Annotated in this window: 26 protein-coding genes; 3 read left to right on the top strand and 23 right to left on the bottom strand. The window is 72.0% G+C overall.

Annotation, left to right across the window (positions count from 1 at the left end; translation table 11 throughout):
• Window positions 1-35: 35 nt before the first annotated feature.
• The 16 genes from ABZT18_RS11320 to ABZT18_RS11245 all read right to left on the bottom strand — a co-directional run bounded on the left by ABZT18_RS11320 (window position 36) and on the right by ABZT18_RS11245 (window position 17,650).
• Window positions 36-1,163 (bottom strand): hypothetical protein, encoded by a 1,128-nt coding sequence (locus ABZT18_RS11320; protein WP_354994229.1) that lies wholly within the window; start codon window positions 1,161-1,163, stop codon window positions 36-38.
• A 13-nt stretch (window positions 1,164-1,176) separates the two neighbouring features.
• Window positions 1,177-3,522, bottom strand: a complete 2,346-nt coding sequence (locus ABZT18_RS11315) for a hypothetical protein (protein ID WP_354994230.1) — start codon at window positions 3,520-3,522, stop codon at window positions 1,177-1,179.
• A gap of 12 nt (window positions 3,523-3,534) precedes the next feature.
• On the bottom strand, window positions 3,535-4,971 hold the full coding sequence (locus tag ABZT18_RS11310; RefSeq protein ID WP_354994231.1) for a baseplate J/gp47 family protein: 1,437 nt from the start codon (window positions 4,969-4,971) through the stop codon (window positions 3,535-3,537).
• Window positions 4,964-5,467, bottom strand: a complete 504-nt coding sequence (locus ABZT18_RS11305) for a hypothetical protein (protein WP_354994232.1) — start codon at window positions 5,465-5,467, stop codon at window positions 4,964-4,966. Before ABZT18_RS11305 ends, ABZT18_RS11310 begins: the two co-directional genes overlap by 8 nt.
• Before the next feature lies 1 nt (window position 5,468).
• On the bottom strand, window positions 5,469-5,792 hold the full coding sequence (locus ABZT18_RS11300) for a hypothetical protein (RefSeq protein WP_354994233.1): 324 nt from the start codon (window positions 5,790-5,792) through the stop codon (window positions 5,469-5,471).
• A gap of 10 nt (window positions 5,793-5,802) precedes the next feature.
• Window positions 5,803-7,830: a hypothetical protein gene (locus ABZT18_RS11295; RefSeq protein ID WP_354994234.1), complete on the bottom strand. Its 2,028-nt coding sequence runs from the start codon at window positions 7,828-7,830 to the stop codon at window positions 5,803-5,805.
• Window positions 7,827-8,477 (bottom strand): hypothetical protein, encoded by a 651-nt coding sequence (locus tag ABZT18_RS11290; RefSeq protein WP_354994235.1) that lies wholly within the window; start codon window positions 8,475-8,477, stop codon window positions 7,827-7,829. The genes ABZT18_RS11295 and ABZT18_RS11290 overlap by 4 nt, the downstream gene beginning before the upstream one ends.
• Window positions 8,477-8,974: a hypothetical protein gene (locus ABZT18_RS11285; protein ID WP_354994236.1), complete on the bottom strand. Its 498-nt coding sequence runs from the start codon at window positions 8,972-8,974 to the stop codon at window positions 8,477-8,479. The genes ABZT18_RS11290 and ABZT18_RS11285 overlap by 1 nt, the downstream gene beginning before the upstream one ends.
• A 2-nt stretch (window positions 8,975-8,976) precedes the next feature.
• Complete coding sequence (locus tag ABZT18_RS11280; protein ID WP_354994237.1) at window positions 8,977-10,458, bottom strand: hypothetical protein; 1,482 nt, start codon at window positions 10,456-10,458, stop codon at window positions 8,977-8,979.
• The gene (locus tag ABZT18_RS11275; protein ID WP_354994238.1) at window positions 10,455-13,658 is read right to left on the bottom strand and encodes a hypothetical protein; all 3,204 of its coding nucleotides are present in this window, start codon (window positions 13,656-13,658) and stop codon (window positions 10,455-10,457) included. Before ABZT18_RS11275 ends, ABZT18_RS11280 begins: the two co-directional genes overlap by 4 nt.
• A gap of 2 nt (window positions 13,659-13,660) precedes the next feature.
• Window positions 13,661-13,915 carry a hypothetical protein gene (locus tag ABZT18_RS11270; RefSeq protein ID WP_354994239.1) on the bottom strand — a complete coding sequence of 85 codons (255 nt, stop codon included), beginning with the start codon at window positions 13,913-13,915 and terminating at the stop codon, window positions 13,661-13,663.
• 36 nt (window positions 13,916-13,951) lie between these two features.
• The gene (locus ABZT18_RS11265) at window positions 13,952-14,380 is read right to left on the bottom strand and encodes a hypothetical protein (protein ID WP_354994240.1); all 429 of its coding nucleotides are present in this window, start codon (window positions 14,378-14,380) and stop codon (window positions 13,952-13,954) included.
• Between the two features lie 17 nt (window positions 14,381-14,397).
• Entirely contained in the window at window positions 14,398-15,567 is a 1,170-nt protein-coding gene (locus ABZT18_RS11260) for a hypothetical protein (RefSeq protein WP_354994241.1), read from the bottom strand.
• 103 nt (window positions 15,568-15,670) lie between these two features.
• Window positions 15,671-16,612: a hypothetical protein gene (locus ABZT18_RS11255; protein WP_354994242.1), complete on the bottom strand. Its 942-nt coding sequence runs from the start codon at window positions 16,610-16,612 to the stop codon at window positions 15,671-15,673.
• 173 nt (window positions 16,613-16,785) lie between these two features.
• Entirely contained in the window at window positions 16,786-17,133 is a 348-nt protein-coding gene (locus ABZT18_RS11250; protein ID WP_354994243.1) for a barstar family protein, read from the bottom strand.
• 67 nt (window positions 17,134-17,200) lie between these two features.
• The gene (locus ABZT18_RS11245) at window positions 17,201-17,650 is read right to left on the bottom strand and encodes a ribonuclease domain-containing protein (protein WP_354994244.1); all 450 of its coding nucleotides are present in this window, start codon (window positions 17,648-17,650) and stop codon (window positions 17,201-17,203) included.
• 230 nt (window positions 17,651-17,880) lie between these two features.
• On the opposite strand from ABZT18_RS11245, the gene ABZT18_RS11240 reads away from it, so the two are divergent.
• Window positions 17,881-18,708, top strand: a complete 828-nt coding sequence (locus tag ABZT18_RS11240; protein WP_354994245.1) for a hypothetical protein — start codon at window positions 17,881-17,883, stop codon at window positions 18,706-18,708.
• A gap of 75 nt (window positions 18,709-18,783) precedes the next feature.
• On the opposite strand, the gene ABZT18_RS11235 is transcribed toward ABZT18_RS11240, so the two are convergent.
• Both ABZT18_RS11235 and ABZT18_RS11230 read right to left on the bottom strand, forming a co-directional pair.
• Window positions 18,784-19,734 carry a DUF559 domain-containing protein gene (locus ABZT18_RS11235; RefSeq protein ID WP_354994246.1) on the bottom strand — a complete coding sequence of 317 codons (951 nt, stop codon included), beginning with the start codon at window positions 19,732-19,734 and terminating at the stop codon, window positions 18,784-18,786.
• Between the two features lie 181 nt (window positions 19,735-19,915).
• Window positions 19,916-20,155 carry a winged helix-turn-helix domain-containing protein gene (locus tag ABZT18_RS11230; protein ID WP_354994247.1) on the bottom strand — a complete coding sequence of 80 codons (240 nt, stop codon included), beginning with the start codon at window positions 20,153-20,155 and terminating at the stop codon, window positions 19,916-19,918.
• Between the two features lie 286 nt (window positions 20,156-20,441).
• On the opposite strand from ABZT18_RS11230, the gene ABZT18_RS11225 reads away from it, so the two are divergent.
• Together ABZT18_RS11225 and ABZT18_RS11220 are read left to right on the top strand one after the other, a co-directional pair.
• On the top strand, window positions 20,442-20,678 hold the full coding sequence (locus ABZT18_RS11225; RefSeq protein WP_354994387.1) for a cell division protein DivIVA: 237 nt from the start codon (window positions 20,442-20,444) through the stop codon (window positions 20,676-20,678).
• Window positions 20,675-20,932 carry a hypothetical protein gene (locus ABZT18_RS11220; protein WP_354994248.1) on the top strand — a complete coding sequence of 86 codons (258 nt, stop codon included), beginning with the start codon at window positions 20,675-20,677 and terminating at the stop codon, window positions 20,930-20,932. Before ABZT18_RS11225 ends, ABZT18_RS11220 begins: the two co-directional genes overlap by 4 nt.
• 7 nt (window positions 20,933-20,939) lie before the next feature.
• On the opposite strand, the gene ABZT18_RS11215 is transcribed toward ABZT18_RS11220, so the two are convergent.
• The 5 genes from ABZT18_RS11215 to ABZT18_RS11195 form a co-directional block, all read right to left on the bottom strand.
• Window positions 20,940-21,872 carry an HNH endonuclease gene (locus tag ABZT18_RS11215; protein ID WP_354994249.1) on the bottom strand — a complete coding sequence of 311 codons (933 nt, stop codon included), beginning with the start codon at window positions 21,870-21,872 and terminating at the stop codon, window positions 20,940-20,942.
• Between the two features lie 81 nt (window positions 21,873-21,953).
• Window positions 21,954-22,526 carry a hypothetical protein gene (locus ABZT18_RS11210; protein WP_354994250.1) on the bottom strand — a complete coding sequence of 191 codons (573 nt, stop codon included), beginning with the start codon at window positions 22,524-22,526 and terminating at the stop codon, window positions 21,954-21,956.
• 106 nt (window positions 22,527-22,632) lie between these two features.
• Complete coding sequence (locus tag ABZT18_RS11205; protein WP_354994251.1) at window positions 22,633-23,586, bottom strand: DUF559 domain-containing protein; 954 nt, start codon at window positions 23,584-23,586, stop codon at window positions 22,633-22,635.
• A gap of 203 nt (window positions 23,587-23,789) precedes the next feature.
• Complete coding sequence (locus ABZT18_RS11200; protein ID WP_354994252.1) at window positions 23,790-25,415, bottom strand: anibiotic ABC transporter; 1,626 nt, start codon at window positions 25,413-25,415, stop codon at window positions 23,790-23,792.
• A complete protein-coding gene (locus ABZT18_RS11195) occupies window positions 25,412-26,392 on the bottom strand; it encodes an ABC transporter ATP-binding protein (RefSeq protein WP_354994253.1) in 981 nt (326 codons plus the stop codon). Before ABZT18_RS11195 ends, ABZT18_RS11200 begins: the two co-directional genes overlap by 4 nt.
• Window positions 26,393-26,404: the final 12 nt, after the last annotated feature.

Genomic DNA, 26,404 nt, shown 5'->3' with positions numbered 1-26,404 from the left:
TGGATCAGCCGTTCGCCGGAGTCGGTACCGGCCGTTCAGCGCAGCTTGCTCAGCGTCCGGGCGTACCCGGTCCACTCGGCGGCGTCGCCGACGTCGGCGCGTATCTGGGCCTCCTTCATGATGGCGAGCACCTGCTCGGGCTGCGCGTCGGCCAGCTTGCCGAGCGTGCTGATGCCGGCGCGGGCCAGCGCCGCCCGGGCCTTGGTCGGCACGCCGGCGAGCATCGCGATGTCGGCGTCCGCGACGTTCTCCAGTTCGGCTTCGATGCCGAGCGCGGCGGAGACCGCCGACTGGGCGCCGACCGTGGTCCGGACGATGACGGCCTCCCGTTCGCTCACCTCGGCGAACATGGCGTCGACGCTCGGGTAGGCGGTCTCCGCCGGCAGCACCTTGAGCACGTCGCGGACGAGCCGGCCGTCGGCCACCTCGTCCTCGCCGAAGAGGCGGATGAACTCGACCAGCTTCACCTCGCGCGGGAAGCGCTGCCGGACGTCTTCGTGCTCGGCGGCGTAGCGGGCGAGTTGGGCGGCACCGCGGACCTTCGGACCGGCGATCACGTCCACCCCGAGGGTCTCCACGGCGGGCAGCACGATGGTGCCGGCCTTGGTCTGCCAGATGCTGACCTTCTTGTCCATGAACATCGTGGTGCCCATGTACCTGCCGAAGTCCAGCGTGCCGATGTAGTTCGGGATCTGCTCGATCGTGTACGGGCCGGGGCTGACCTTGGTCTCGTGCACCGTCGAGTGCAGCCGGTTGATCTCCGCGCGGATCTCGTCGAGCAGCCGGCGCAGGCTCACCCGCATCGCCGCCATGCAGGAGAACGCCTTGGCCAGGTCGGTGCCGAGGTGGTCCAGGTCGTGCTCGATGCGGTGGAAGCGCTCGTTGAAGCCCTGCTCGCCCGGGGTCTGCCCGGCCTGCACCACGTCCTCGCCGTCGACCCAGTCGGCGTGGGCGAAGGTACGGGCGAACGGCGGCGGCGCGCAGCCCGGCTCCACCGCCGGGAACGACTCGGCGTAGCTGAACACCCGCTTCGCGGTGCCCACGTTCTCGTAGATCCAGGAGGAGACCAGCACGCTGGCGTCCGAGGCCGGAATGCCGTGCTTGGTGAACGCCTCGTACAGCTCGGTGACGGTCACCCCGTCATAGTTGATCTCGCTCGCCATGGTGGTATCCCTCTCAGAGCTGGTCGTACACGCCGCGGTGCCGGCGCTGTTGGAAGGTGCGGAAGGTTCGGGCCACCGCCGGGCGCAGCGGCTCGGCGTCGCCGTCGGCGTCGAGGTCGACGTGGTCGCGGCGAATGCCGAACGTGTTGATCTCCACACCGAGTGGGCAGACCCGCATCAGCGCGTTCATCAGCCGCTCGTACTGCGCCAGGGTCAACGTCACCCCGTCGGGCAGCTCCACCCGGAACTCGTACGGGTCGGTCAGTCCGGTGCGCACATAGGAGAGCGCCACCACGGCGACCAGCCCGGCGTGGGTGGGCCGCAGCGTGGTCCGCGCGCCGACCGCCTTGATCTCCGCCGTGCCGCCGCCGAGCCCCACCGTGTACCAGCGGAACCCGGTGGCCCGGCGCTCGGCCAGGTTCAGCCCGGCCTGCGGCAGACCGATCACGCTGCACACCAGCAGCACCCGGTTGCCGGTGTCGACCAGCGGCAGCGCGGCGGCGAGGTGCTGATCGCGCAGCAACCCGACAAGCCGGGCCAGCCGGTCGGCGGCGGCCGGCTGCCCGGCGATCAGCGCGGAGGCCAGCGCCGCCGGCAACTCGATGGTCTCGACCAGCTCGTCGGGGAGCCGGTTCAGCGCGGCCACCACGGGTGCTGGCTCCCGCACCGCCGGCAGGCCGGCTGCGGCCAGCACCTGGTCCACCGGCTGCCCGGCCGGCCGGGTCGGCACCGCCGCCCACCGGGTCCGGGCCACCGCGTCGGTCAGCGGCGCCCACGCCGGCTCGCCACCGCCGGTCCAGGCTGTCGCGGCGGCGGCCAGCCCGGCCAGCAACAGGGCGTTGCCACCCGGGTCGCCCGGCGCGTGGAACTGCGCCTCGACCGCCGCGTCGGCACCGACCGCGGCGCTCAGCGGTGCGGTCACCGCCAGCCCGCGCGTGGGCAGGTGCGACAGGTACATCCGGGTGGTGCTGATCCGGTGCGTGGTCGGCAACCCGCACATCCGCCACAGCCACGCCAGCTCACCGTCGGCCGCCACGGTGGGCACACCGCGTGCGCGAGCGGCGACGATCAACGCCTCGGCGGTCCGGTCGGCGGTGACCGCCCGACCGGTGTCCAACACCCGGTTACGCAGGTCGGTGGCCTGCGCGGGGGTCGGCCAGCTCACGTCCACACCGAGGCCCAACTCGTAGCGGCTGCCACCGGCGTCGTCCTGGGCCCGGGTCACCTGCCACACCACCGACGAACCGAGCGCCCGGCACACCCGCCCCGCCCGGTCCAGTGCGGCGGCCAGCGGCGGCGCGATGCCGTGCGCGCTGTCGAAGGCGTACGACTGGCGCAGGCTGGCCCGCAGGGCGGTGACCTCGGTCAGCCGGCTGCCCGGCAACGCCCGGCCGGCGTGCACCGTGTTGTTCGGCGGGGTGTTCGCGGGCAGCACCAGTCGGTCCCGGCGCAGTTGGGCGAGGAAGTTGATCCGGTGCTGCGGATCGCCGGCGGCGACCAGCCGGATCGCCACCGCGAACCGGTCGTCGTCCTCGCGCAGCGTGAACCGGGCGCCGCCGGGCAGGTCCGCGAAGAGCCCTGCATTCGGGTCGGTGTCGGCGCCGGGGCCGTTGAGCAGCCGACGCACCGCACCCGGGGTGGGCAGCAGGAACCGCCGGTAGAGCCCGAGCCGGTGGGCGTACGCGGGGTCCAGCTCGCGGGCCGGCGGGGCCAACCGCCGGGCGTACACCTCACCACTGGCCGGCTCGTGCACCAACTCGTCGACGAAGCGCGCCACCCCGACGTCCGCGCCGATCCGGTCCAGCGCGTCGCGCCGGGCATGGGCCAGGGTCCGGTACGCGTGCACCTCCCGGGCCGCGCGGCGCAGCCGGTGCTTCTCGTACGACACCAGGTACAGCAGCCGGCCCAGGTTGCCCTCCAGCACGGCCAGCTCGACCAGCCCGGTGAGCGCCGCACCGGTGACCGCCGTGGCGGCGGCACCGTCGACGGCCCGCTCGGCTGTCACGGCGACGGTGAACGACGCGACCAGCGGCTCGTCGGCGGTGTTCGGCACGTACGCCGGCACCGACGCTCCGGCGGCCGACCAGGGCGCGAAGACCACCGGGGGCAGCACCCGCTCACCGGTGCCGCCCGGGTCCACGGTGACCGTCACCCGGACGGTCTCCTCGACCAGGTCGCGGCGCAGCACCACGGTGAGCAGTGGGTGTCGACTGGTCCAGTCCACGGCGGCGGTGCCGGTGGTGGCGAGCGGCACCACGACCCGCCGGACGGTGCCCGGGTACGGGCCCTCCAGCTGGTCGACGAGGTTACGTTCGACGGACGGGTCGGCCCCGTCCACCGGCACCCGGATGTCGGTCATCGCGCCCCCCGCTCAGACGATCCGGAACGGCCGGGGGTCGTCCCGGTCGACGTAGACGGGCACCTGGTTGGTGGCGAGCACCGCGTTGTCGCCGACCGGCAGCCGCTGCACGCCGTCGCCGGTGGGCGCGCTGCCGGTCACCACCACCGCCGAGTCGGCCGGGAAGCGGACCAGCCGCAGTGCGCGGACGTCCGCGACGCCCGGCTCGTTCATCAGCGTCCAGATCACCTCGGCCGCCCGGACCGGCTCGCCGAAGGGCAGCTCGTCGACGTAGCGGCGCAACCGGGCGTGCAGTCGGGCCCGCAGCTCGGTGGCGGCGGTGGAGGCGTTCACCGTCTCGCGGGAGCCGGTGGGCAGCGGCAGGCCGCGGATCACCAGGTCGGCCTCGACACCGATGCCCACCTCGTCGGCCCGGTCCACCGACGCGAAGATGCCCACCGGGCGCAGGTCCTCGATGACCGACTCGACGGCGGCGTGCAAGCCGTCCGGGCCGTCCCAGATGGCGGCGGCGGTCGGCGCGACCAGCACCGTGACGTAGTACGGATTTCCCAGGTCACGCTCGGTGCTGAAGACCCGCTCGATGAAGTTGAAGTTGCCGAAGATGGACTGGTTGAGGTCCAGCCCGCCCCGGCCGTCGAAGACCTGCACCTGGCGTACGCCCGGCACGGTCGCCACAGCCAAACCGATCGCCTCGGCCGTCCAGATGGAGCGGGGCGCGGCCAGCAGCAGTTGCCGGTAGCGGGCGTCGGGGACCTGCTGTTCACCCCCGGTCAGCGCGACGGTGTGGGTGATCTCCACCAGTTCCTTGCCGGCGGCCTGCTCGGCGTCGTCCAGGTCGGCCAGCAGGGTGTCGGCCCGGTTCCACCGGTCGATCTTCTGGGTGGGTTGGGCGGGGTCGAGGTTGTGCGCGGGGCCGGGGTAGAACGCGGCGACGGCCGGCACCCGTTCGCCGACGGCGGCGGAGAGCACGACCGTCTCGTCCAGGGCGACGTGGTGCCCGCCCGGTGTCGACAGCCGTGCGCCCCGGGGCAGCGTGAGTTGGGTTCGGCCGGTGGGCAGCGCGGCCTTCAGCTTCAGCTTCACCGTGCCCCGGGCCGGCAGGTACGGCCGGGGTATGCCCAGTTCCTCGCCGAGGCGGGTCAGCGCGTCGGCGGTCGCCGACACCACGTACGAGTTGTCGTAGACGGCGCCGAGCGCCGCCCACAGTCGGGCATCCTCCAGCGCGGCCAGCTCCAGGACCTTGCGCAGCACGGCGCCGCTGGTCAGGTCGATGTCGTCGCCGAAGAGCAGCCGGGCGGTGGCCAGCTTCTCGGCGAGCAGTCGGGCGAAGGACTTCGGCACGAAGCCGCTCTCGACGATGCCGAAGCCGGTCGAGCCGGTGGCCCGCAACGCGGCGGCGTCGACGGCCAGGACGTCGGCCAGCTCGGCCGGGAGGGTGGGATCAGACATTGGGCAGCTCCCCGAGATGCACCGAGAGCCGGTCGTCGGTGATGGTTTCGAACTGGACCTGCACCTGCAGGGTGCGCGACGAGCGCAGCGCGGCGCGGGCCGCGTCATCGGTGCCGTTCGCACCGAGCCGGCCGTCGTCGAGATTCACGTCGACGATCTTGCGAACCCGGGGGTCGCGGTCGAGCAGCGTGATGATGCCGATCCGCACCTGTTCGCGGACCAGGTTCGGCTCGATCGGCTCGGCGAGGGCGTTGAGCCCGTCGAAGCCGAAGGTGGCGTCGAAGACGTTCGAGCCGCGCAACGTGGTCAGCGCCACCGCGAGGCTCTGGGCCACGTTGTCGGTGCCGGCGACGAGGGCCAGCACGCGGCCGTTCGGCCCGTCGTCGAAGACGACGTCGCGAGCCAGGTCCACGCCGGGCATGGTGGGCTCGAAGGCGAGGCCCCAGCCGAGGTAGCGGCGCTGGGCCGCCTGCCGTTCCCGCTCGGTCCGGTCCACCTCAGACCGCCTTCAGCTTGCTCTGCCCGGCGCTGGCGGCCAGGCCGGGAGTGCTGCCGTTGGTGGCGCCGCTCAGAGTGTCGAGCGCTACTCCGGCCCCACCGACGTGCAGCTTCTGGGCGGCGCCGGACGCCGACACGACGTTCTTGCACTGCACGGTGGAGCTGCTGTCGGTGATCGTGCAGCCGGATACCGACTTGCCGGTGATGCCGTCGGGGCGGACCACCGGGGTCCCGGCCACCGTCAGCTTCGCCTGCCCGGCCGGGGTGACCGCACCCTGACTCGGGCAGTGCACGTCGCTCGACGTGGTGAGCACGAAAGCCATGTCGCTCTCCTCAGTGGACGTTCATCGCGTTGCTGACCTGGACGTCGACGTCGTCGGCGGCGATGGTGACCGTGCCGCCGCTGATGTTCACCGCGCCGTTGCCCGCGTCCAGGTCGATCTGGGTGGCGGTGATGGTGATCGAGCCGTCCTGCTTCATCACGATCGACGACCCGCCGGCGGCGTGCTCGATGGTGATGCTGTCGGCCTCGTCGGCGCGTTCCGGGCGCTGGCCCCGACCGCCCAGCTGGGCCCGACCCACCCGCACCGTCAGCTCCCCCAGCTCGATGACCCGGTTGCCGTCGCCGTCGGTGAGGTCGTGCGCCACCTTGCCGTCATGGTCGGCAGGCACCACCGTGTCGCCGATCGACGAGCGACTGTTGCTGGCCACCCCGACCGGCAGTGACAGCCACCAGTCCCCCGGCTCGGAGACCGGTGCGTGCCCGGTCGGCCAGAGCGCGCCCACCTCCACCGGGTCGTCCGGTGCGCCGTTGCGGTAGGCCATCGCCACCCGCGTGCCTGGGTAGCGGGGCAGGATGAGCCCACACCCACCCCAGGCGAACGGGGTCAGGTAGGTCACCCCGGGCAGCGGCGCGGGCTGCTCCCGGCGTACCGGCAGACGGCGGGCGCCGTTGGGTCGGCCGTCGGAGCGGGCCAACCCTTCCCACACCGTCTCGGTCTGTGCTGGCGGCTCGACGGCGCCGCTGGCGTTGGTGGCCGCCGCGCGTACCTCGCCGATCTCCAGGCCGCGCGTCTCGCCCCGGGCCGCGCGGGCCACTCGACGCACCGCCTCGGCGGCGGCCACACCGGGCGAGGACGCCGGACCGGCCGGCTCGGCGGTGCCCACGCCGGAGGCGTCACTCCAGCTGTCCCAGGCCTGGTCGCCCGACGTGACCTCGACGCCCTGCACCACCGTGACGAAACCGGCGGTACGCGACAGGGTGTGCCGGGCGGCGCTGAGGTAGAGCAGCTTCGCCCCCGCGCCCAACTCCCCGGTCGACGGGGCGAACGGGGCGGCGAACGAGCCGAGCAGCGCCGCGCCGACGCTGCCCAGTGTGGTGGCCTCATCCACCGCTGGCGGGTCGAAACGCACCAGGTCGCCGGGCTTCAGGTCGGGGCGACCCTTCAGGGTGAGCGTCCACGCCCGACGGCGCGGTGCCGCGGTGCCGGCGGTCTCGGTGGCCGCGTACGGGTCGGTGTCCTGGCTGCCGTTCTCGGTGCACGCCAGCAGCCCGGTGGCGAGGGTGAGTGGCTTCGGTTCTCCCTCCGGGTACGGGATGGGCCGCTTGCCGACGTGCACGGTGCCGTCGCGGATCAGCAGCATCCCCCGCCCGTACGCGTTGAGCGACTGCTGCAACGCGCCGCCGATCCGGTCCAGCGCGGCGCGGTAGAGCAGCCCGGCGCCGAAGGCGACCCGCTCGTCGCCGGCCGCCTCGCTGGCGCCCTGGGTCATCGTGCCGTCCGGGTTGCCGCCCCAGGTGGCGATGTCCACGCGGCTCCGGTCGGCGATGGCCCGGATCGCGGCGGTGAAGTTCGCCGCCTCGAACCGCTCGGCGACCCGCTGCCCGAGCCGGGCGTACGCCTGCTCGACGAGGGTCAGCTCGGTGTCGTACGTCCGTTCCCCGGTGAGCCGGCGCACCTTCGTCACCCGCAGCACGGCGACCAGTGCCTGGGTCAGCTCGGCCGGTGACGGGCCGGCGTTGACGCCGACCAGGTTGGTGAAGAAGGCGCCGACCGAGGTGTTGGCGTCACGCCAGTACAGGTGCAGCTTCGCCACCAGCGGCGGTTGCCCCTCGGCGGTACGCAGGGCGGCGAAGTGCTCGTCGATCAGCCCCTGCACGGTGATCGTGTACGCGCCGGGGCCCAGCCCGTCGGGCAGCGCGGCGTCGATGGCCGCGTAGTAGTCGGCGCTGGACAGGGTCAGCGCCGCGTCCTGACTGAGCCCGGTCGGGGTCTCCCGGTGGAAGGTCACGGTCCAGCCGGCGTCGTTGCCGACCGCGCCCTGACGTACCTGGCCGGTCTGGAACGGCGTGAGCGTCATCGCAGCACCCTCCGCAGCTTCTTGTCGAGCAGGTAGCGGTAGCGCAGCTTGCCGGGGCCCAGCTCGGATTCGACGCGCTGTGCGGGCGGGCGGCGACGCCAGACGAACTCGTTGATCGGGGGCGGCCCGAACTGGTCCACCGCGCGGTCGGCTCGGCGCCAGGCCAGCGTCACCGACGAGCCGTAGTCGCCGGAGCCGCGTACCGTCCCGGCGTGCAGCAGCCAGGCGAGCACCACCACCTCGACGGCGACCGGGGCGGGCCCGGCGGTGTCGGCGGGCGCGCCGGCGTCGGGGCAGACCCGGCGCAGGCCGGCGGCGAGCGGCACCGAGCCGAGGATCCGGGTGCCCTGACGGACCACCAGACGCAGCGGCACCCGACCGACCAGCACCGGTGGCCGGGGCGCGGCCGGGGGCGCGGGCCGGGGCGCCCGGTCGTCGGCGGAGCTGCTGACCACGGCCAGGGGGTCGGTGTCGAGCCACTGCCGGGCCAGCCCGGTGGGCAGGATCAGCACCGCGTGTACGCCGGCGCCCAGCTCGATGCGGTGCGGCACGCCGGCGGTGAGGCTCTGCCGCACCTCGGTGAACCCGTCGGGTACCTCGATCGGTGCCTCCGGCAGCAGGTAGCGGTCGATCGGGAACGGTGGCATCAGTTCCCCAATCCGTCGGCGAGCGCGCCGACTCCGATGCTGGCCACGTCGAGCAGCTTGCCGAGCAGGCTGGGACGGGGCACGTGGACGAGGGTGATGGTGGTGTCGAGGACGTCCCGGCGGGCGGCGGAGGCGTTGAAGGTCAGCGACTGCACCTGCATGTCGGTGCGGATGGTCATCGAGGTGACCAGGATCAGGCCGCCGAACTTCCCACCGGAGTACGCGGCCAGCGCGGTGCCACGCTTGCTCGCCTCCGCCATCGTCTCCAGGGCGAACTTCCACGCGTAGCGTTCCGGGCCGACCAGCACCCCGGTCAGGGTGATGGTGTCGTCGTGGGTGGCCACGATCGCCTTGTGCGCGGTGGAGCCGATCGGCGGCAGGTGGTAGGTCTGCGCGAGGGAGATGGCGGTGACGGCCCAGAGGGGGATCGGCAGAATCCCGTCGCTGATGATCGCGGACGGCACGGTGCCGTACCGCATGAAACTGGTGACGGCCATGGTCAGCGCCCTCCGGTGGGTGGCAGCGGCACCGGCGTACCGGTGGGTTCGACGGCCAGGCCCAGGTCGCGCAGCGCCTGGGTGATCTCGCGGACCTCGCCGGCGGCGCTGGTCACCCGCAGCCGCAGCCGGCGCTCTTCGAGGGCTCGGCTGATCCGGGCAGGTCGGGTGGACGCGGAGCCGCGCCGGTTGATCCGGTCGATCTCGGCGGCGGCGTCCTCCATCCGGGAGATCGCGTCGAGGATCCGTGGGTCGGGGGTGAAGCCGGGGTCGTCGCGTTGCAGCCGGGTGATGGCCTCACGGAAGTCGGCCGCGTCGCGGCGCAGGTTGGTGACGAGGTTGTCGGTGAGCGCGCTGACCCCGCCGACGCTGGCCGCCCGGTGTGACTTGTCGTCGATCAGCCACACCCAGCCGTCATGGCCGATGCCGACCAGGTCGGTGCCGGCGACCTTGACGTTGGCGTCCGGGCCCTTGAGGAACAGCTCGATGCTGCTCAGCGAGAACGCCGCGCTGTACTCGCCGAGCACACCCCGGCCGTAGGTGACCATGTCGTGGCGCAGGTAGGCACGGAAGCCGGGGCCGTCGTCGGCGCGTCCGCCCCGGTCGCGAAAGCGTTGCCAGAGGGTGGCCAGCGCCTCCGGGTTGTGCACGGCGAGCTGCTGGGTGAGCCACACGTCGCCACCGGCCACCACGGCCCGCAGATCGGGGTCACCGATCCGCGCGAGGGCCTCGGTGAGCCGGGCCTGACCCATCTGCAGGCCGCGTGAGCGGGCGCGACCGAGGTCGTCGACGGCGGTGCGCATCCGGGCCAGCTCGTCGGGGGTGAGCCGGCCGCCGAGGCGGGTTTCCAGGTCGGCCACGGCGGCCCGTTTGCCGCTCTCGGTTTCGGCGGCCACCGCCCGCCACAAGGCCTGCGGTTCCAGCTCGGCGGCACGGCGCAGCGCGGCCTGTCGGTCCGCCGGCATGGCCCGGAACGCGTCGGTGACGACGGCAGCGGGCTCGGCGTGTCGACCGGAGGTGCCACCGCCCGCGGAGTCGAACTCGCGCAGCAGCGAGTCGGCGTACTGGGCGGCGTCGTCGGCCAGCCGCAGCGGCGCGTCCCCGACGATGCCCTCGCGGGGCCGGCTCAGCTCGCGCATCTCGGTGTTGAGCTGGTCGAAGTACTCGCCGAGGGTGGCCACCCGCACCCCCTCCGGCAGGGTTCCGCCCTCAAGAACGTGGTCGAGGATCGCGGCGATGTTGTCCCGCAGCACGGCGATGCGTTCCAGCCGGTTGACCGCGTTGCCCAGGTGCAGGTCGCCGACGTCGTCGACGATGCGGCGGATGAGGTGCTCCAGCAGCCGCCGGGACCGCACCTCGCCGGCCTCGCTGTGCGCGGCGACGGTCCGCATGAACCGGCGCAGCCGGGGGTTCGCATCGGCGGCGGCGTGCACGGCGGCGGCGTCGAGGAAGCGGCCGGCACGGAACCGGCGGGGCCCGGTCACGGCCGCACCACCGGCACACGCGGTCCGGCGGCGGCGCCACCGGGTTGCGAGTCGAGCACCATGAGGATGAACCGGGCGCCCTCCGGGCCGCCGACCGCGCCGCTGAGCATCGCCTCGCGCTCCACGTACGCGAGCACCGGCTCCATCAGCTTCTGCACCACCCGTTCCAGCACCTCGTTGAGCAGGATCTCGGTGAGGAACGCCTGGAGCAGGTCGCGGGAGGCCGCTTCGATGATCTGCCGGGTGACCCGGCGCACCACGTACCCCCGGGCGGCGCGCAGCCCGGCGCGGACGCCGAAGCGCAGGGCGACCCGGCCGCCGCGCACGGCCGCGCCGCCGATGGTGCCGACCTCCGGGATCAGCGACAACGCCAACCCGAGGTACGCGGCGAACAGCTCGACCTCGACCTCGGTGCGGGTGAGCACCAGCTCCGGGTCGAGCATCGACGCGTAGAGGCGGGCGCGCTGGTGGGCGTGCGCCACGTCGACGGCGGCGACGGCCACCCCGACCACGAAGCCCAGCGGCGGGCAGAGAATGGACAGCGCGATGATCCCCACCATGATCCCGAACGAGGACAACGCCTCCCGGCCGAGCTCGGTGGCGAACAGGTCGTCCACGCCGGTGGCGTAGTAGAGGTTGCCTCCGAAGAACTCGCCGATCTGCTGGTGGGTGACCAGGTGGATGCCCTGCAGGGCGAACCGTCCACGGGGGATGGTGGCCGATGGGATGTGCTCGCTGATCCGGCTGGACCTGAAGGCGAACCGGGCGTCGGTGCGGGCGCGGCCGAGCATCTCGGTGTTGTTGCGCCGCATGTCCTGCAGCACCCGCCACAGCTCGTCGCGGATCGCCGACCGGTTGCCGGCGAAGCGGGCCAGCAGGTCGGGCAGGTCGGTGATCTGCTTGACCAGCGGGTCGATGCCCTCCGCCTCGCCGCGTTGGATGACCAGCGCCTGTTCGATCTCGGCCTGGGTCCAGAGCACCGCGTGCGAGTCACGGATCCGCGTGGTGCCGTCGGTTTCGACGATCTCGCCGGCCGCGCCGGGGCTGGTCAGAGCGGCCTCGGTGGCGAGGAACGCGCTGGAGATGGCACGCGCTGCCCCGTACCAGGCGGTGGACGGGTTGGCCACGCTCAGCGTGGCGAGGGTGCCGCCGCCCATCGACGTGTGCTCAGACGTCCAGCGGGCGGCCTCGTGGCGGCGCAGCCGCTCGCGCAGCCCCTGGAGTTCGGCGTAGTCGCTGAGCTGGGAGACCATCAGCCGCTCGAAGATCGGCGCGTACTGGTCGAAGTTGGTGATCCGGGCGTCGATGCCGGTACGCGAGCTGAGCAGCAGTTGCACCAGCATCGCCTGGCTGCCGACCATGAAGAGTTGCCCGACCGCGCCCTTGATCGCGCCGCTGAGCGCCTGGATGAAGTGCAGGTTCCAGGAGGCGGACGAGTCGATCCAGCCGCCCTGGATGCGGGCGAAGTGCTCGGGCTGGCTGTATCGGCCCATGACCAGTTGGGCCAGGTGGTCCAGGCGGGGCACCACACCGGCGAGGTGGCGCAGGAACTGCACGGCGGGCGAGGCCACCGGTCGGAAGTCCAGCGGGCCGAGCCCTCCGGTGCCCTCCGGCACGGGTCGGGTGAACGCCTCCCGCTCGGCGGCGCCGACCAGCAGGCTGATCGCCGCGGCCCGGCCGCGCAGCATGGCGGCGGCCTGGAGGCAGAAGTTCGCCGGGTAGCGGCACGGCTCGCCCATCTGGAGCCGGAACGCGATGTCGTCCATCAGCCGGCGTAGCTCGTCGCCGTCCGGGCCGAGCGTGGCCAGTTCCGGTTCGCCGTTGAACGGCGCGCAGGCACGCATCTCGGAGTGCGCGCCCGCGACGGCGGGAAACCGCCGTCCCTCGGCGCCGGGCGGGGCGCTCGGGCTGCTCGGGTCGAAGACGAACCCGCCCCGTCGGGCACCGCCGGTGCCGTCCCCACCGGTGCCACCGGCGTCACCACCCGGTCCGGTGCCCGTGCCGAGGCCACCGGTGCCGGTTCCGCCCGGTCCGCTGCCGGCTGCACTGCCGGATCCCGATTCCGAGCCGGTACCCGTACCGACGCCGCCGCCGGGCGGGGCGTTCGGGTCCGGCGGAGTAGCCGAGGGCTGCTCGATGCTGATCGGCAGCAGGTTGGCCTTGCCGGTCCAGTGCAGGGTGGCGTCGGTCTCCTCCGTGCCCACCAACAGCAGGGAGACCCCGCCGACCCGGATCACCACCAGGCAGCTCGGCATTGCCCCACCCACCGAGGCGAGGATCGCGTCGACCCGCCGGGTCACCTCGACGTCCACGGCCCGCTCGATCTGCGCCCGGTACTCCTCAGCGCTGGTGGTCCCGCCGCGCGGCTGGGCCGTCCGCAGCCGCTGCCGGACGTCGTCGCCGATCTCGTCGTCCACCATGGCGACCAGGGCGGCCCGGTCGGTGACGGGCCGGCGCTCGACGGTGCCGGGCTGCGGGCTGGGCACCCGCGCCTCGACCTCGAAGTGCGGCTGCGGGGTGGTCCGTAACACCGTCTCGCCGAAGGTGTCGAAGGTCAGGTAGGACAGCGGGGTGGTGGTCACCATGACCAGCCAGACCTGCCGACCGGTGGGGTCGATCACCCTGGCGATGACACCCTGGGGGATTCCTCTGGGCAGGCCGCCGTATTGGCGTACCGCCTCACGAGCCAGCTCGGCGAAGTGGCTGACCAGGTAGGTGACCGGCCGCAGCAGCCACTGGTGGGTGACCGGCGGCGGCTCGTCGCCGTCCACCGGCACCTCGGCGGCGTCACCACCGTCGTCGTAGGACGGCACCCGGTAGACGGCCAGCAGCTGGCGCATCCGCTGCGGGTCGAACAGCTCGACCGCCGGCCGGCTCAACGGCGCGGCCACCCCGGGGGGCAGCCCTGGGTCCAGCCGCGCCGCGGTGACGACCTCGTCGATGCGCCGGCGCAGCCGGGCCTCGAAGGCCCGCCGATCATCCGGGGACACCCGGCCGCCGCCCGCGCCGGTCCACCGGAACTCCGGCGCTTTTGCGCGTACCTCCAGGTAGCCGCCGCGTGGCGCGACCACCTCGCGGCGGGAGCGTTCCAGTACGCGGGCCAGGGCTGCGGCGAGCGCTTCGGTCACCGCCTCCGGTCGCTCGGTCAGCGACCGGGCGTCCAGCCGGATCCGCACCGGCACGTGCACCGAGATGGCCACCGTCAGAACCGCCCGTCCAGGTGCTCGGCGAGGCGGGCCAGCGCGAGGTCGGCGAGCGCGTCGGCGTCGACCGCGCCACCGGCGGCGACGACCTCGATCTCCACCGGGAAGTGGTACGCGATGACCGCGCGGTCGTCCTCGGCCACCTGCTCGGCCTCCGCCTCGCTGCCGGCCGCCGGCAGCACCAACTCACCCGCGTGCACCAGGGCCAGCCCGGTACGGGTGACCCGGGCGGCACGGCCAGCACCGGTCGCCATCTGCTACCTCCGGTTCGTCGGGCTGTCGTTGGCGGGTTAGGGCAGCACGGACTGGTCGCCGGTCTTCGGGTCGACCGTGGCGGCCAGGCTGAAGCCGCTGAACGTGGCCGCCGGTGCGCCGGAGATGGTGGCGGTGGTCGGCGTCGCGCTGGTGATCATGCAGTCCTGCAACACGAAGGACGAGAACGCCCAGTCGTCGCCGGTGTGCTCCAACAGCGCGATGTCGAACAGCTCACCGTCGAGGGCCAGCTTGGTGAGCCGGCCGGCGACGTCACCGATCGCCTTGACGGTCATCGTGAAGTTCATCGACACCGGCGCGTGAATGGCACCCAGGTGGGTCGCCTCGCACGAGTGCAGCGCCTCGACGTTGAGCGAGAAGGACGGGCTGAACGAGTCGATCGGGCTGATCAGCACCGTCTCGGTGCCCTTGGTGTACTGCACCGCGAGGCGGGTCTTCCACTCCATGGTCTGGTTCCTCCGGGTCAGAACTTGGCCACGAGCGTGACCAGCAGGCGGCTCACGGCCGGGCCGTACGTGACGGTGACGATCAGGTCGACGGTGCGGTCGGCCCGGGCGGCGGTGACGATCGAGGTGTCGGTGGCGGTACGCGCGACCTCGGGGATGCTGAGGATCTCCAGCACCGGGATCTCGATGCGGTAGTCGTCGATGACCGACTGCCGCTTGAGGGGGCCGAGGATGCCGTCGACCTGTGTCTTCAGCAGGGTCATCCCCGGCTTGGTGATCCGCGCGTCGCCGACCAGGCCGATCAGGCCGGCGCGCAGCATGAACTCGATCTGGTCGAGGGTGCGCACCAGGTCGACGTGCAGCAGGCTCGCGTCGGTGGTGAAGAGCCGCCCGTCGGCGAAGTGCAGGCTCTCCCCGGTGATCAGCGTGGGGTCGATGATCGGCGTGAGGTTGGCCTCGGAGAGGCCCTTGATCTCGGCCGGGCTGTACTGCTTGGCCACCGGGATGGCCACGCCACGGATCTTCTTCAGGACGATGCTGTGATGCACGGGCAGGCCGGCCACGGCGGCCATCGCGGCAGTGGCCGCGTCGCCGTCCGCACCCCGGGCGGCGATCATCAGCATCCGGCTGGTGCTGCTCTTGAGCGGGTTCGCGGCGGTGGTGATGTCGGCGACGTAGCTGGGACCCTTCTCGGTGGCCGGGTTGACCATGGCGAAGCCGATCCGCCGTTGACCGGCCGCCGACATCGTCTCCACGTGCGCCTTGAGCGCGTGCAGCCCGGTCGGCGCGCCCGCACCGGCGGGGTTGCCGACGCCCGACTCGTTGGCCAGCGACACCATGGTCACGTCGTCGGCGGCCTCCAGGCCGCTGAGCGCGGCGGCGTAGTCGTCGCCGGACACCTTGACCCCGTACACCTTGGCCGGTCGCGGGTCCTGCAGGAACGCCAGTTCGAGCGAGTTGTAGAGGGCGTTGCGGAGCACGTTGCCAGCCTGCCGACGGGCGAAGTTGGTGACCGCGTCGTCGAGGGTCTCGATCCGGACCGGCGTGTTCGCCGGTGCCGAGCCGCCGTCGGCCGTGGACGGCGCCTTGCCGACCACGGCGATGACGCCGGGCGAGCGCTGTGCCAGCGGCGCCGGTGGCGGCACGATCCGGACCTCGATGAACGGGAATGCTGCTGTCGGTGCCACGGGTCCTCCCGGACGAAGTTGCTGCTGCGGTCGGTACGCGGCTTCCAGCCGCTGCGGTCGGTCGGCGGTTCCCGGCCGCTGCGGCTGCCAGCGGCCGGGAGTCTCACGTCGTCACGGCGGCGAGCCCGATGCCGCTGCGGGCGAGCCACTGGCCGGCCCGGGCGAACCGGGCGGCCCGTTTCTGCGCGTCGGTGCCGGTGTCGCCGCCGGGCCACCCGTCGTCGTCGAACGTCTCGATGGGGACCACCCAGACGGCGACCACCCGGTGCCGCCGTCGGACGTCGTCCGGTGCGGGCACGTCCAGCCCCAACTCCTCGGCGCGGGCCCGCACCAGGCGGGTCTCGACGAGCAGGTCGGCGAGGGAGAAGCCCTGGTCGCGCACCAGCACGGCGGCGGCGAACGGCAGCGGGCGCGGGGTGGGTGGGGCGGCCGGTGGGGCCGCGTAGCGCAGCTTCACGGTGGCACCGGCGGCCTGTCCGCGCATTCGTGTCACCAGGTCACCGGCGTTCGCGGCTCCCACGCCGGCGAGCAGCCGGTCCAGGTGCGCGTCGGTGAACGCGGCCGGCTGGTGCAGGTCAGAGCGCAGCCGGGCCACCAGCCGGGTACGGCGCTCGGTCTCCAGTTGCGACGGATCAGTTGGCAGCGCGCCCAGGTCGGCGATGATCTGCGGGTCCACGTCGAAGGCCGGCACCGCCACGTCGAGGTCCTCGACCCGGTCCCGGGCCACGCTGGTGCGTACCACCAGGCTGCCCCGCCACAGCGCGTCGATGCGCAGCGCCGAGCCGCCGAGGCCGTGCAGGCGTACGCGCAGCTCGGTGCGGGTGGTGCCGCCGGAGCCCAGCCACTCCCCCTCGGCCAGGGTCACCGGGGCGGCGGCGAAGCCGAGGGTCAGTTCGTCGAAGACCGCCGCGTACGGGGGCGCGACCGGCATCGCCTCGGTGTCGTACGCGGCCTCGACCAGGTGGGCCAGCGAGGCGTCGTCGAAGAGCGCGGCGCGGGTGCCCGGATCGGCCAACCGCACCAGTACCCCGTCGACGAAGTCCACCGCACGGCCTCCCCGTTGCCCGCGCCGGTGCACCCTGCCCGGCTCGGCACGAGGATCTCGAAGGGCCCGTCACCCGACCGTCACCGCCACCGTCACCGTGCGCTCGTGCTGCCCCGACTGTCGGGAACTGAGCACCCGCACAGCGCTCCGATGCTCGTGGGCCCGGGCAACGGTCAGGAGTGCGGGGCGTCGTTGAGGATGACGCGGAGGGGGTGCGGGGCGGTGGTGGCCAGGTCACCGAGCACGGTGAGCAGCAGGGCGTACTGACCGGCCGGCTCGTCGGCGAGCAGCTGGCTGGCGTCGTTGACCAGCACAGTGAGCGGGCCGGCGTCCAGCCGGTCCCGAAGCACGTCGGCGAGGGCGTCCCAGGTGCTCCCCAGGTGGGCCGGCAGAGCCAGCGCATCGGCCAACGCGGCGAAGAGCGCGGGCCGGGTCCGGGTCGCCGCACCGGCCAGCACCGACGCGTCGGGCACCTGCGGGGAGCCGTCCCGGCTCACGGTCAGCCAATCCTGATCGACCATCACGTACCTCCTGATCTGGCGGGGCACCGGCGGGGCCGGCCGGGGCGACCGGCCGGCCCCTGGCTGGTCAGAGCCGGTAGAAGTCGGTGTAGTGGTTGGGCGAGAACCAGGTGACCCCGGTGCTGCGGTTCACCACGATCCGGTACGCGTCCCGGGCGGCGCCCTGGGTGCGCGGGTACACGTCGTACTCGTGGTAGGTGGCGTTGGTGGGCAGTTGACCCTCGTAGTTGTAGAACCGGCCGCCGGCGAAGTTGGATTTGCCCCCGCTCCAGGAATACCAGCCGCGGCTGGTCGGGAAACTCTTGGCGGACCAGCCCGAGCGGGCGGCACGGGCGTCCGCGCAGCGGCTGATGGTGCAGGAGCTGTAGACCGCCGCCGAGGCGGAGTCGGTCAGTTGGGGGGCCACCACGGACGGGCCGACAAGCGCGGCGGCGACCATGGCGAGGAGCAGGGCGAGGGTGGTGGTACGCCGGCGGATCGCGCCGAGCGTGGCCAGCGGGGACACGAGGGTGGACACAGGCTGCCTCCAGACCATCCGATCCATCGATCCGCATCATTGTCGGATCGGGACCAGTCTCACCGTTCTCGCCTGCCGGCAACAGCCCTCAACGTGCCAACAGCTCCACAATGCTCGGTGAACCGCTCCCCCGTCGGGGCAGTGCGGTGGGCTCGTGACGGCGTGGCGGCGGACATATCGGTCACCTGTTGTTAGCGTGGAACGCGGATCCGTGACGATGGAGGGGTGCCATGACGGACGCCCCCGATGGGAGGCCGAGGCCGGCGGATCAGTGGAGGCACCGGGGCATCCGCGGGCTGACCATCACCCGGGACGCGAGTGTCCGCAGTTGGCGGTGGTGGGCACGGACCTGGGACCGACTGGTCGCGTCGCTCCAGGATGAGGCGCCTGTCGGGCTGGCCGCCGAGCCGTCTCCGTCCGGCCCGCTCGTCGAACAGCGCGACGCGCCCCGGCTGATCGTGGTTCCCGCCCGCGGCTACGTGTACTCGTTCCACATCCGCGCCACGTTCGCCTGGTCGTCGCCGGTGAGCCTCCGGTCCGAGGTGCTGAGCTGGTACGTGCAGTACTTCCAGCCGAACGCGATCCAGCGGCTGACCCGGCTCGCCGGAGACGCCGCCCGGGACCTACCGCCGCACCGGGCGGCGGACCTGGAGTTGGCGTTGCAGCGGGTGCTCGCCGACGACCCGACATGGACCTACCAGCGGGGCGACATCGTCATCACCTGCCAACCCGACGCCACCGTCCGGCTCGACGAGCGGATCATGCCGACGTTCCAGCCGCACGTCGACCGGCTACTGAAATTGGAGTACCAGTTCGACGAGCAGCTTCGGAAGGCCCGGTACGCCGAGGAGTTGAGCCGGCGCTGGGTGACGATCCTGAGCGCCCAAGCCGACGATCAGGACGTCGCCGACGCCCGCCAGCACCTGCTCACCGCTCAGAAAGAAGCAGCCCGCTGGATCAGCGAACTCCTCCACCAGCACTCTCAACGCCCCACCGACCCGCCGGCCCCGTCCCCAATCCCACCCCAACAGAGCCGCCCCAGCCCTGCCGACCCCTAGCGGCACCGCCCCCTCATGATCAATTGATGGTAAGTAGGTTCTGGCGGCCCCCGGTGCCTCTTTTTCATCAACTGATCATGGGTAACGGGGACGGGCGGCGAGGATCGCGAGGGTTTCCTGCCGGACCTGGGTGGGGTTGGACATGAGGCGGCGGTGGGTGAAGCGGACGACGTGGATGCCGACGGTGGCGAGCAGGGCGTCGCGGCGGAGGTCGATCTCGCGTACCGCTGGATCGCCATGGGTGGTGGCACCGTCCAGCTCGATGTCGACTCGTTCGGCCTCGGCGAACATGTCGAGGTAGATGGTCCGGGCACCGACCTGCACCCGCGCCTGCCGGATGAACGTCGGCATACCCGGGCCGGTGAAAACGTGGTCGTGGCCCCAGATCTCCAACGGGCTGCGGCAACCAGCGGTGAGCCTGTCCAGCAAGCCGCGCAGTCCCGCCCGGTCGGTCATCCTCGGCACCTCGGCAAGAGCGGCGACGAGCCGCCTCGGGGTGGTCAGCCGGTCGTTGACCGCGCGGATGAGCGGGCCCGATCGGTCGACCGGCGTCAGCAGCGGCCAACAGTCCACCAGGGTCCGGTCGAGCCGGGTCACCGGCAACCCTCCCCTGGTCACCGCCTGCGGCGGCGCAACCGCGAAGCCGGAGCGATGACGCACCACGAGATGTGGCCGACCACGCAACCCTGACCCCTTGGGCAGGTCGAGATGCACCGGCTCCCCCGTTGGCTGGCGGCGCAGACCCCACACGTCGAGCGCGGTCAGGCGACTGAGCGCCGCACGCCGGTCGGTGTACGCCAGCGCCGCCCGGCGAGCCAGCGAGGACTCGACCCGGGCAAGAATCGGCAGGTCGGCGGTGGTGTCACGGATCAGCGCCGCATCAACGTAGATCCCGGGCAGCAGCCGTACCAGCCGACCAGCCCGCCAGGCACTCTGGATCGTCCAGGCCGGCGCCACTCGCATCATGTCCCGACGGGTGACCAGGCCATCTCCGCGTACGAGCAGGGCGTGCAGCCTCGGGTCCACGCGCCTACCCTGCCCCGATCTGCCGCCCGAGCAATGCCCGCGCGGGGGCCGCTGTGGACAGCGAAGGCACCTGTGGACGGCAGCCCACGCCCTTCCCGATTGTGGTACGCGTCTGTTAGGACCCGTGGTGCCCCGTCCGGGTCAACTCTCCCTGCGCGTTGAAGGCCTCATCCTCCGCCACTCACGGCTCCCGCATCCAGGTCTCAGGATCGGTGACGAAGATGCCCTTACCTTGATGTCGCCGGATCACCCGCAACGCCTCCAGCCGGGCGTAGGCCATCTGCACTGTCCCGTGGCTGACGCCATAGGTCGCGCGCAGCTCAGAAATCGAGGGCAGCCTGTCCCCCGGCTTCAACTTCCTCGATCTGACGTCGGCGATCACATCATCGGCGATGCGCCAGTAGTCCGGCACTTCTCGCATGGCACTCCTCGCGTGGCGATCCGATTCGATCACACCGCGACTCACCTAACAAGCAGCGTTGACTCATCTGACATATCTAGCTATGTTGATTCCGAGCCGCTCCTCGCGTGGCAACGAGTTCGGCTCATTCCCCCGGTCGGGGCGGGTGCGCGTGCCCGTCCCGACCCTCCGGACCCCGCAGGCCCACCGCACGGACGTCCCACGCTCGCGCCTGCCTTCAGAAAGGACCGCCGTGGCTCAGGTGTATCGAGGTGGCCAGCCCTACCCCGCCGGCTACCCGGCGCGGCTGACGCCCCACGAGGTGCGGACCCGCGAGTTCGCCCCGTGCGGGCGGGGCGTCGACCCCGTTGAGGTACGCGAGTTCCAGACCCGGGTGGCCGATGAGTTGGCCACCCACAACGAGACGGTACGGCTGCTCAGCCAGGAGAACGACCGGATCAAGCGGGCGCTGCGCGACTGGCAGAGCATGCACGCGCGGGAGTGCCGGCCGCCGGAGCACCACCACAACTCCGGGCGCTGGTGACCCGGCGCCCCTCCCCCGGCGACCTGCTCGTCATCGACCGCGCTTCGGTGCAGTTCGCTGGGGATCGCGCGCTGACGTTCCGCGTCGTCTCAGTGTCCGACCAGCCGACCTACGAAGGCTGGATCTGGTTGACCGGCTACGTCCTCAACCGGCGTGGCAACGCAACTGCCAGGCGCGAGGTGTACGTCCGACTCGCCGGCCTGACGCCATACCGGCCCTCGACGCACCTTGAGCGGGACGGCAAGCGTGGGTGAGGCGCGATCAAGCCGCCTTGTAAACAGTGTCGAGGTGCCATTCCAGGAATTCAGCACGCGGCCGATCACTTCGTCGCTCCGGAAGGGCGATCTGCTCGCCCGCCTTTGCATAGAACTGGTCACCGTTGCCGAACTCGGTCCGAAGCCGTGGGCTGACCAGAAGCCGATGCTTCGGATCGACGCCGAGATATCCCCGGTCGAAGAGGATGTGCACGTCGGACTTGAGCAGCAGGCCATTGTCCAACCGATGCTCGCCACCCATGGGAAGCGGACGGATGTGCGCGGCCTGCAGTACAGGCTGGACCTTGTTGCCGGTGATGGCACAACGTCGGCCATAGGCCCCCAGGACCACCGCCTTGAATGACTGCTGCCCGAGCCGCTGCGGCACCAATCGGGGATCGCCATAGACGGGACCTGGGCGATGCCACGGCCCGCTCAGGTCCACCTCCACCGTGGTCCCGATCAACCGGTGGATCAACAGATCGAAGTACGCCGCCGCAGCAGCGTCCGCCAGGTTGTAGGTCTTGCCCTGCACGACGTTCGACGCGAACCCCGGCGGCGGGTCGGCGGTCGACCCATCATGAAAGAAGGTGACGTCACGGACGAATATGCAGCCGATCACGGGGTCCTCGCCGGGGCCGATCGCCTGTTTACGGTAACGCCCGACACTGCGGCGCATCTCGGCGATGCTCGCAGTGCCGTTGGCCTCGCCGAAGAGTTCCCAGGCCTCCGAGATTCGAAGCTGCGTGAAGCCGCTGAAGAAGCCGCCCCCAACCACTCTGTTCAGCGGATAGTGCGCCTTGAACAGGAAAGGTTCTCCTGGGGTAAGAGCGCGGAAAGCACCGCCGGACGGCCGCCAGAAGTTGACCTCATTCAGCTCGGGACGCTCTGCGAGGAAGCGGTACCACCTCTCGTCCGTCACCCCTACGAAGGCCTTCACATCGAACAGGGTGCGTGAAAGTCGATCTCAACACCACTGTCCGAACGGTCACCTGCACCCGTACCGCGAAGGCCGCTGCTCTCAGCCGGCGGGTACGTCCGACGTCGCGGCGGACCGGCCGAGCAGCGCCTGGCGCAGCGCCGCGGACTGCTCGACCGATCCACCTCGGACGCCTAGGCTCCGCCGAGCGGCCCGGTAGTAGCCGTCGCGAGCTTCGTTGACCTGGGTCAGCATCGCGGAAACGTCCTCTGGAGCCTCGACGATCCCCCGGGCGAGCCGTTCGACCTGCCATACCGCGTCGCGCCAGCTTGCGGCGGCGATGACTGTCGGCTCGTCGCCGAGCAGCAGCAGGTTCTCCCAGACGATGGTGCGCCGCGCATCCGATGCGGCCAACCGGGCCAAGCCGTCATCCCGGGCGATCGGATGGCTGTACGACCCCGGCCGGTGGTCGGCTGTCATCCGCAGCGCCACCGCGTGACTCTCCTTGAGGGCGTGCGCATAGTCGACGTACGCATCGAGCCGCCGCTCGTCCCAGCGGACGCTCTGAGTACGCCGCCACCGCGCCCGGTCGCCCAGCGAGGTGGCGAGGATCGTGCCCAGAGTGCCGACCAGTACGCCGAGGAGTGCCGGAAGCTGCGTCAGAAACGTGCTCACGCCGCCGAGGCTGCCAGCACCGGTCAAGCCCGGCCAACGGTGTTCCACCAACTCGTCCGCTCGTCCTGCTCGTGAAGCCCACTCACTGAGCCAGCATCCCATCAGCTCAGGCGATCACGCCCGGCCGGCGGGTCGCGAGGATGGCCAGGGTTTCCCGGCGCACCGCGTCGACCTCGTGCACCAGGCGACGGTGGCTGAAGCGGACCACCGCGATCCCGATGGTCGCCAGCAGCGCGTCACGTCGTAGGTCGATCTCCCGCTGGCGTGGGTCACCGTGGGTGGTGGACCCGTCGAGTTCGATGTTGACCCGCTCCCGCTCGGCGAACATGTCGAGGTAGACGGTGCGTCGCCCCAGGCGCATCGGCACCTGCCTACGGAACGCCGGCATGCCCGGGCCTCTGAAGACGTGCTCATGACCCCAGATCTCCAACGGGCTGCGGCAGCCGTCGGTGAGACTGGCCACCAGCGTTCGGAGTGCTCCACGGTCGACCAGCTTCGGCGCACTCTCCAAAGCTTCCGCCAGCCGCTCGGGTGTGGTCAGCCAATCGTTGACTGCCCGGATCACCGGTGCCCGCCGCTCGGTGGGCGGCACCGTCGGCCACGAGTCGACGAGGGCCTGCTCAAGGCGGGTGACCGTCAGTCCTCGCCGGACCACCACCTGGGGTGGTTCGATGCGGAGGCTCCGGCGTCGATGCACGACCAGTCCGGGTCGGGTGCGCAGGCTGGCGTTCGCCGGTGTGCTCAGGTGCACCGGATCACCGACAGCCTGCGGGCGCAACCCCCACGCGCTGAGCGCACTGAGGTGACTGAGCGCGCCGCAGCCCCCAGCCCACGCGAGAGCCGCACGCTGACCCAGAACAGGGTCGAGTCGACTCAGGGCAGGAGCGCCCGGCCGAGCACCAACCAGATCCGCCGCCACGAACACCTCAGGCAGCACCCGCACCAGCTCGCCGTTCCGACAGGCCTGCTGCACCGCCCACGGTGGCACCACCTGTCCGGCAACCCCGAACGTCACCAGCCCTCCACCAAGCTCCACCAGCTCCCGAAGCACCGAGTTCACACCGAGAACCGTGAAGCTCCGCCCCAACCTCCCGCAACCACGTCCACCTCACCCCTGTGGACAGCAGTGACCCTGTGGACGATGCCCGCCAACGCGAGGTTTCTGCTAGCCCCACCGATCGGTGGCAGTTCAGCAGGGCGGGCGTCGGCGTGTCGAGTTGCTCAGCTGCCAACGATCAGGGGTGACCCGAGCAGCTAGCCCAGTTACGACGGCACGTCGCGGCGGCGGAAGGCCGCGACGCCGACGGCGAGCAGGGCCGCCGCCACCGCCGCCAGCACCACCAGCGGCAGCACCGCCGGGTCTACCGCGGGCACGGACGGCACATGGGTGTACGGCGAGACGTTGAGCGCGGCCTGCGGCAGCTTCAGCACGGCGCCGAGCTGCCCGAGGAGCAGGAAGATGAGCAGCGCCGTCCAGGAGAGCACCACCGACCAGCGGGGCAGCAGCCCGAAGAGCGCGGTCACCACCCCGGCCACCACGAGCAGGGCGGGCAGTCGCAGGAGTGCGGCCCCGGCCAGCTCGATAGCCGAGCCGAGCGGGTCTCCGGCGACCATGCCGTAGCCGAGCCCGGTGGTCAGGCCGGCGAGCAGCAGCAGGGCGACCGCGCCGAGCACCGCGGCGAGCACCTGGGTGCCGAGCCAGCGGGTGCGGCTGACTGCTCCCGCGAGGGCGGCTTCCAGCACCCCGTCGGTTTCGTCGCCGCGTACCCGCAGGAGGGCCTGCACCACGTACGCGCCGAGGGTCAGCGCGAACAGCCCGAGCATCGCGGCCAGGTACGCGTCGACGAAACCGCTTCCACCGCCCATCGCGGTGATCGCCTCGGCGGCGGCCGGGTTCTGGTCGATCATCGCGTTGAACTCGTCACCGGCGACGCCCATCGAGAGGCCGAGCACGGCCACCCCGACCGCCCAGCCGAGCAGCGTGCCGCGCTGCATTCGCCAGGCCAACCCGGCGGGGCTGAGCAGCCGGGGCGTACCGGTCGCCGGTCCGCGTCGGGGGGCGATCAACCCGGCGCCCTGGTCGCGTCGTTCGGCGAGGGCGTATGCCAGCGCCACCCCGGCGAGCAGCAGCGCGATGGGCAGGGCGAGCGCCCACCAGCGTTCACCACCGAAGGCCCGCACCTGGTTGCCCCAACCGAGCGGGGAGATCCACGATGGCCAGGCGCTGTCCACCCGGGTGCCGTTCGCACTGGAGTCGCCGAACACGTCGCCGGCGGCCCGCAGCGCGAAGGAGAGCCCGACGGCGGCGGCGGCGAGCGCGTTGGCGCCCCGGGAGGTGACGGAGAGCTGAGCGGTGACTGCGGCGATTGCCGTGAAGGCGACCCCGACGCCGCCGATCGCGGCGGCGGCCGCGATGGAGCCGACGAGCGGTAGGCCGGCACCGACCAGCGCGATCGCGAGCAGCACCGCGGCCAGCACGTTCGCCGCGACGACGACGAGCAGCGCTGCGGTGAGCGGCGCGTACCGGCCGACCACGGAGGCGCCGAGCAGCTCCGCCCGGCCGGTCTCCTCGTTCTGCCGGGTGTGCCGGGTCACCGCGAAGGTGCTCAGCAGGGCGACGATCACGGCCAGCGTCGCGTACGTCTCGGCGACCACCACGGCTCCGAGGTCGGTGCCGGCGATGGGGCCGTTGAAGGCGCGGGCGACCAGGCTGGACGCTGAGGTGGTGGCGTAGCCCAGGCGGGCCGCCTGGTCCGGGTAGATGCCGGCGACGCTGCCGGCGAGGGCGTAGCCGAGCAGGGGCGTGCCGAGGATCCAGATCGCGAGGCGGATCCGGTCGCGGCGCAGCACGAGCCGGGCCAGTCGGGGCGTGCCGGTGAGGGCGCTCACCGGGCACCGGCCTGCGGAGCGCCGGCATCCGACGCACCAGCCGGCGGGGCACCGGCATCCGAGGCACCGGTCCGCTGGTGGCCGTTGGCGGCGGCGGGATCGTCGCCGTAGTGGCGCAGGAAGAGCTGCTCCAGGGTGGGTGGGGTGCTGGTCAACGCGCGGACGCCGAAGCGGATGAGCTGACCGAGCAACTCGTCGAAGTGAGCCGGGTCGACTTCCAGATGGGTACGCCCGTCGACCTCGTGCACGTCGTGCACGCCGGGCAGCGTGGCCAGGCCGGTGACCGGGCGGGCGGTCTCGACGGTGACCGTCGTGCGGGTGAGGTGGCGCAGCTCGGCGAGGGTGCCGGACTCAACGGTACGGCCCTCGCGGATGATGCTGACCCGGTCACAGAGCGCCTCGACCTCGGCGAGCACGTGGCTGGAGAGCAGCACGGTGGCGCCCGCCTGCTTGATCCGCCGGATCTCGTCCTGGAACACCGCCTCCATGAGGGGGTCGAGGCCGGAGGTCGGCTCGTCGAGCACGTACAGCTCCACGTCGGAGGAGAACGCGGCGACGATGGCGACCTTCTGCCGGTTGCCCTTGGAGTACGTGCGGCACCGGCGGGTCGGGTCCAGGTCGAAGCGTTGCAGCAGCTCGTCGCGGCGACGTCGGTCGAGGCCGCCGCGCAGCTGACCGAGCAGGTCGATGGCTTCCCCGCCGGTGAGGTTGGGCCAGAGGCTGACGTCGCCCGGCACGTACGCCAGCCGGCGGTGAAGGCGGACCGCGTCGCGCCACGGGTCGGCGCCGAGCACCTGGGCCTCGCCCGAGTCGCGGCGGAGCAACCCGAGCAGGATCCGGATGGTGGTGGACTTCCCGGAGCCGTTGGGCCCGAGGAAGCCGTGCACCTCCCCCTGCTCGACCCGCAGATCCAGCCCGTCGAGTGCCCGGATGGCGCCGAACGTCTTGACCAGGTTGCCGATCGAGATGACGGGCATCGCCCCTCCTGC

Source organism: Micromonospora sp. NPDC005291 (genome assembly GCF_040607415.1).
In the GTDB taxonomy this organism is placed as follows: Bacteria; Actinomycetota; Actinomycetes; order Mycobacteriales; family Micromonosporaceae; genus Micromonospora.
This window is presented reverse-complemented; position numbering and strand designations above follow the sequence as displayed.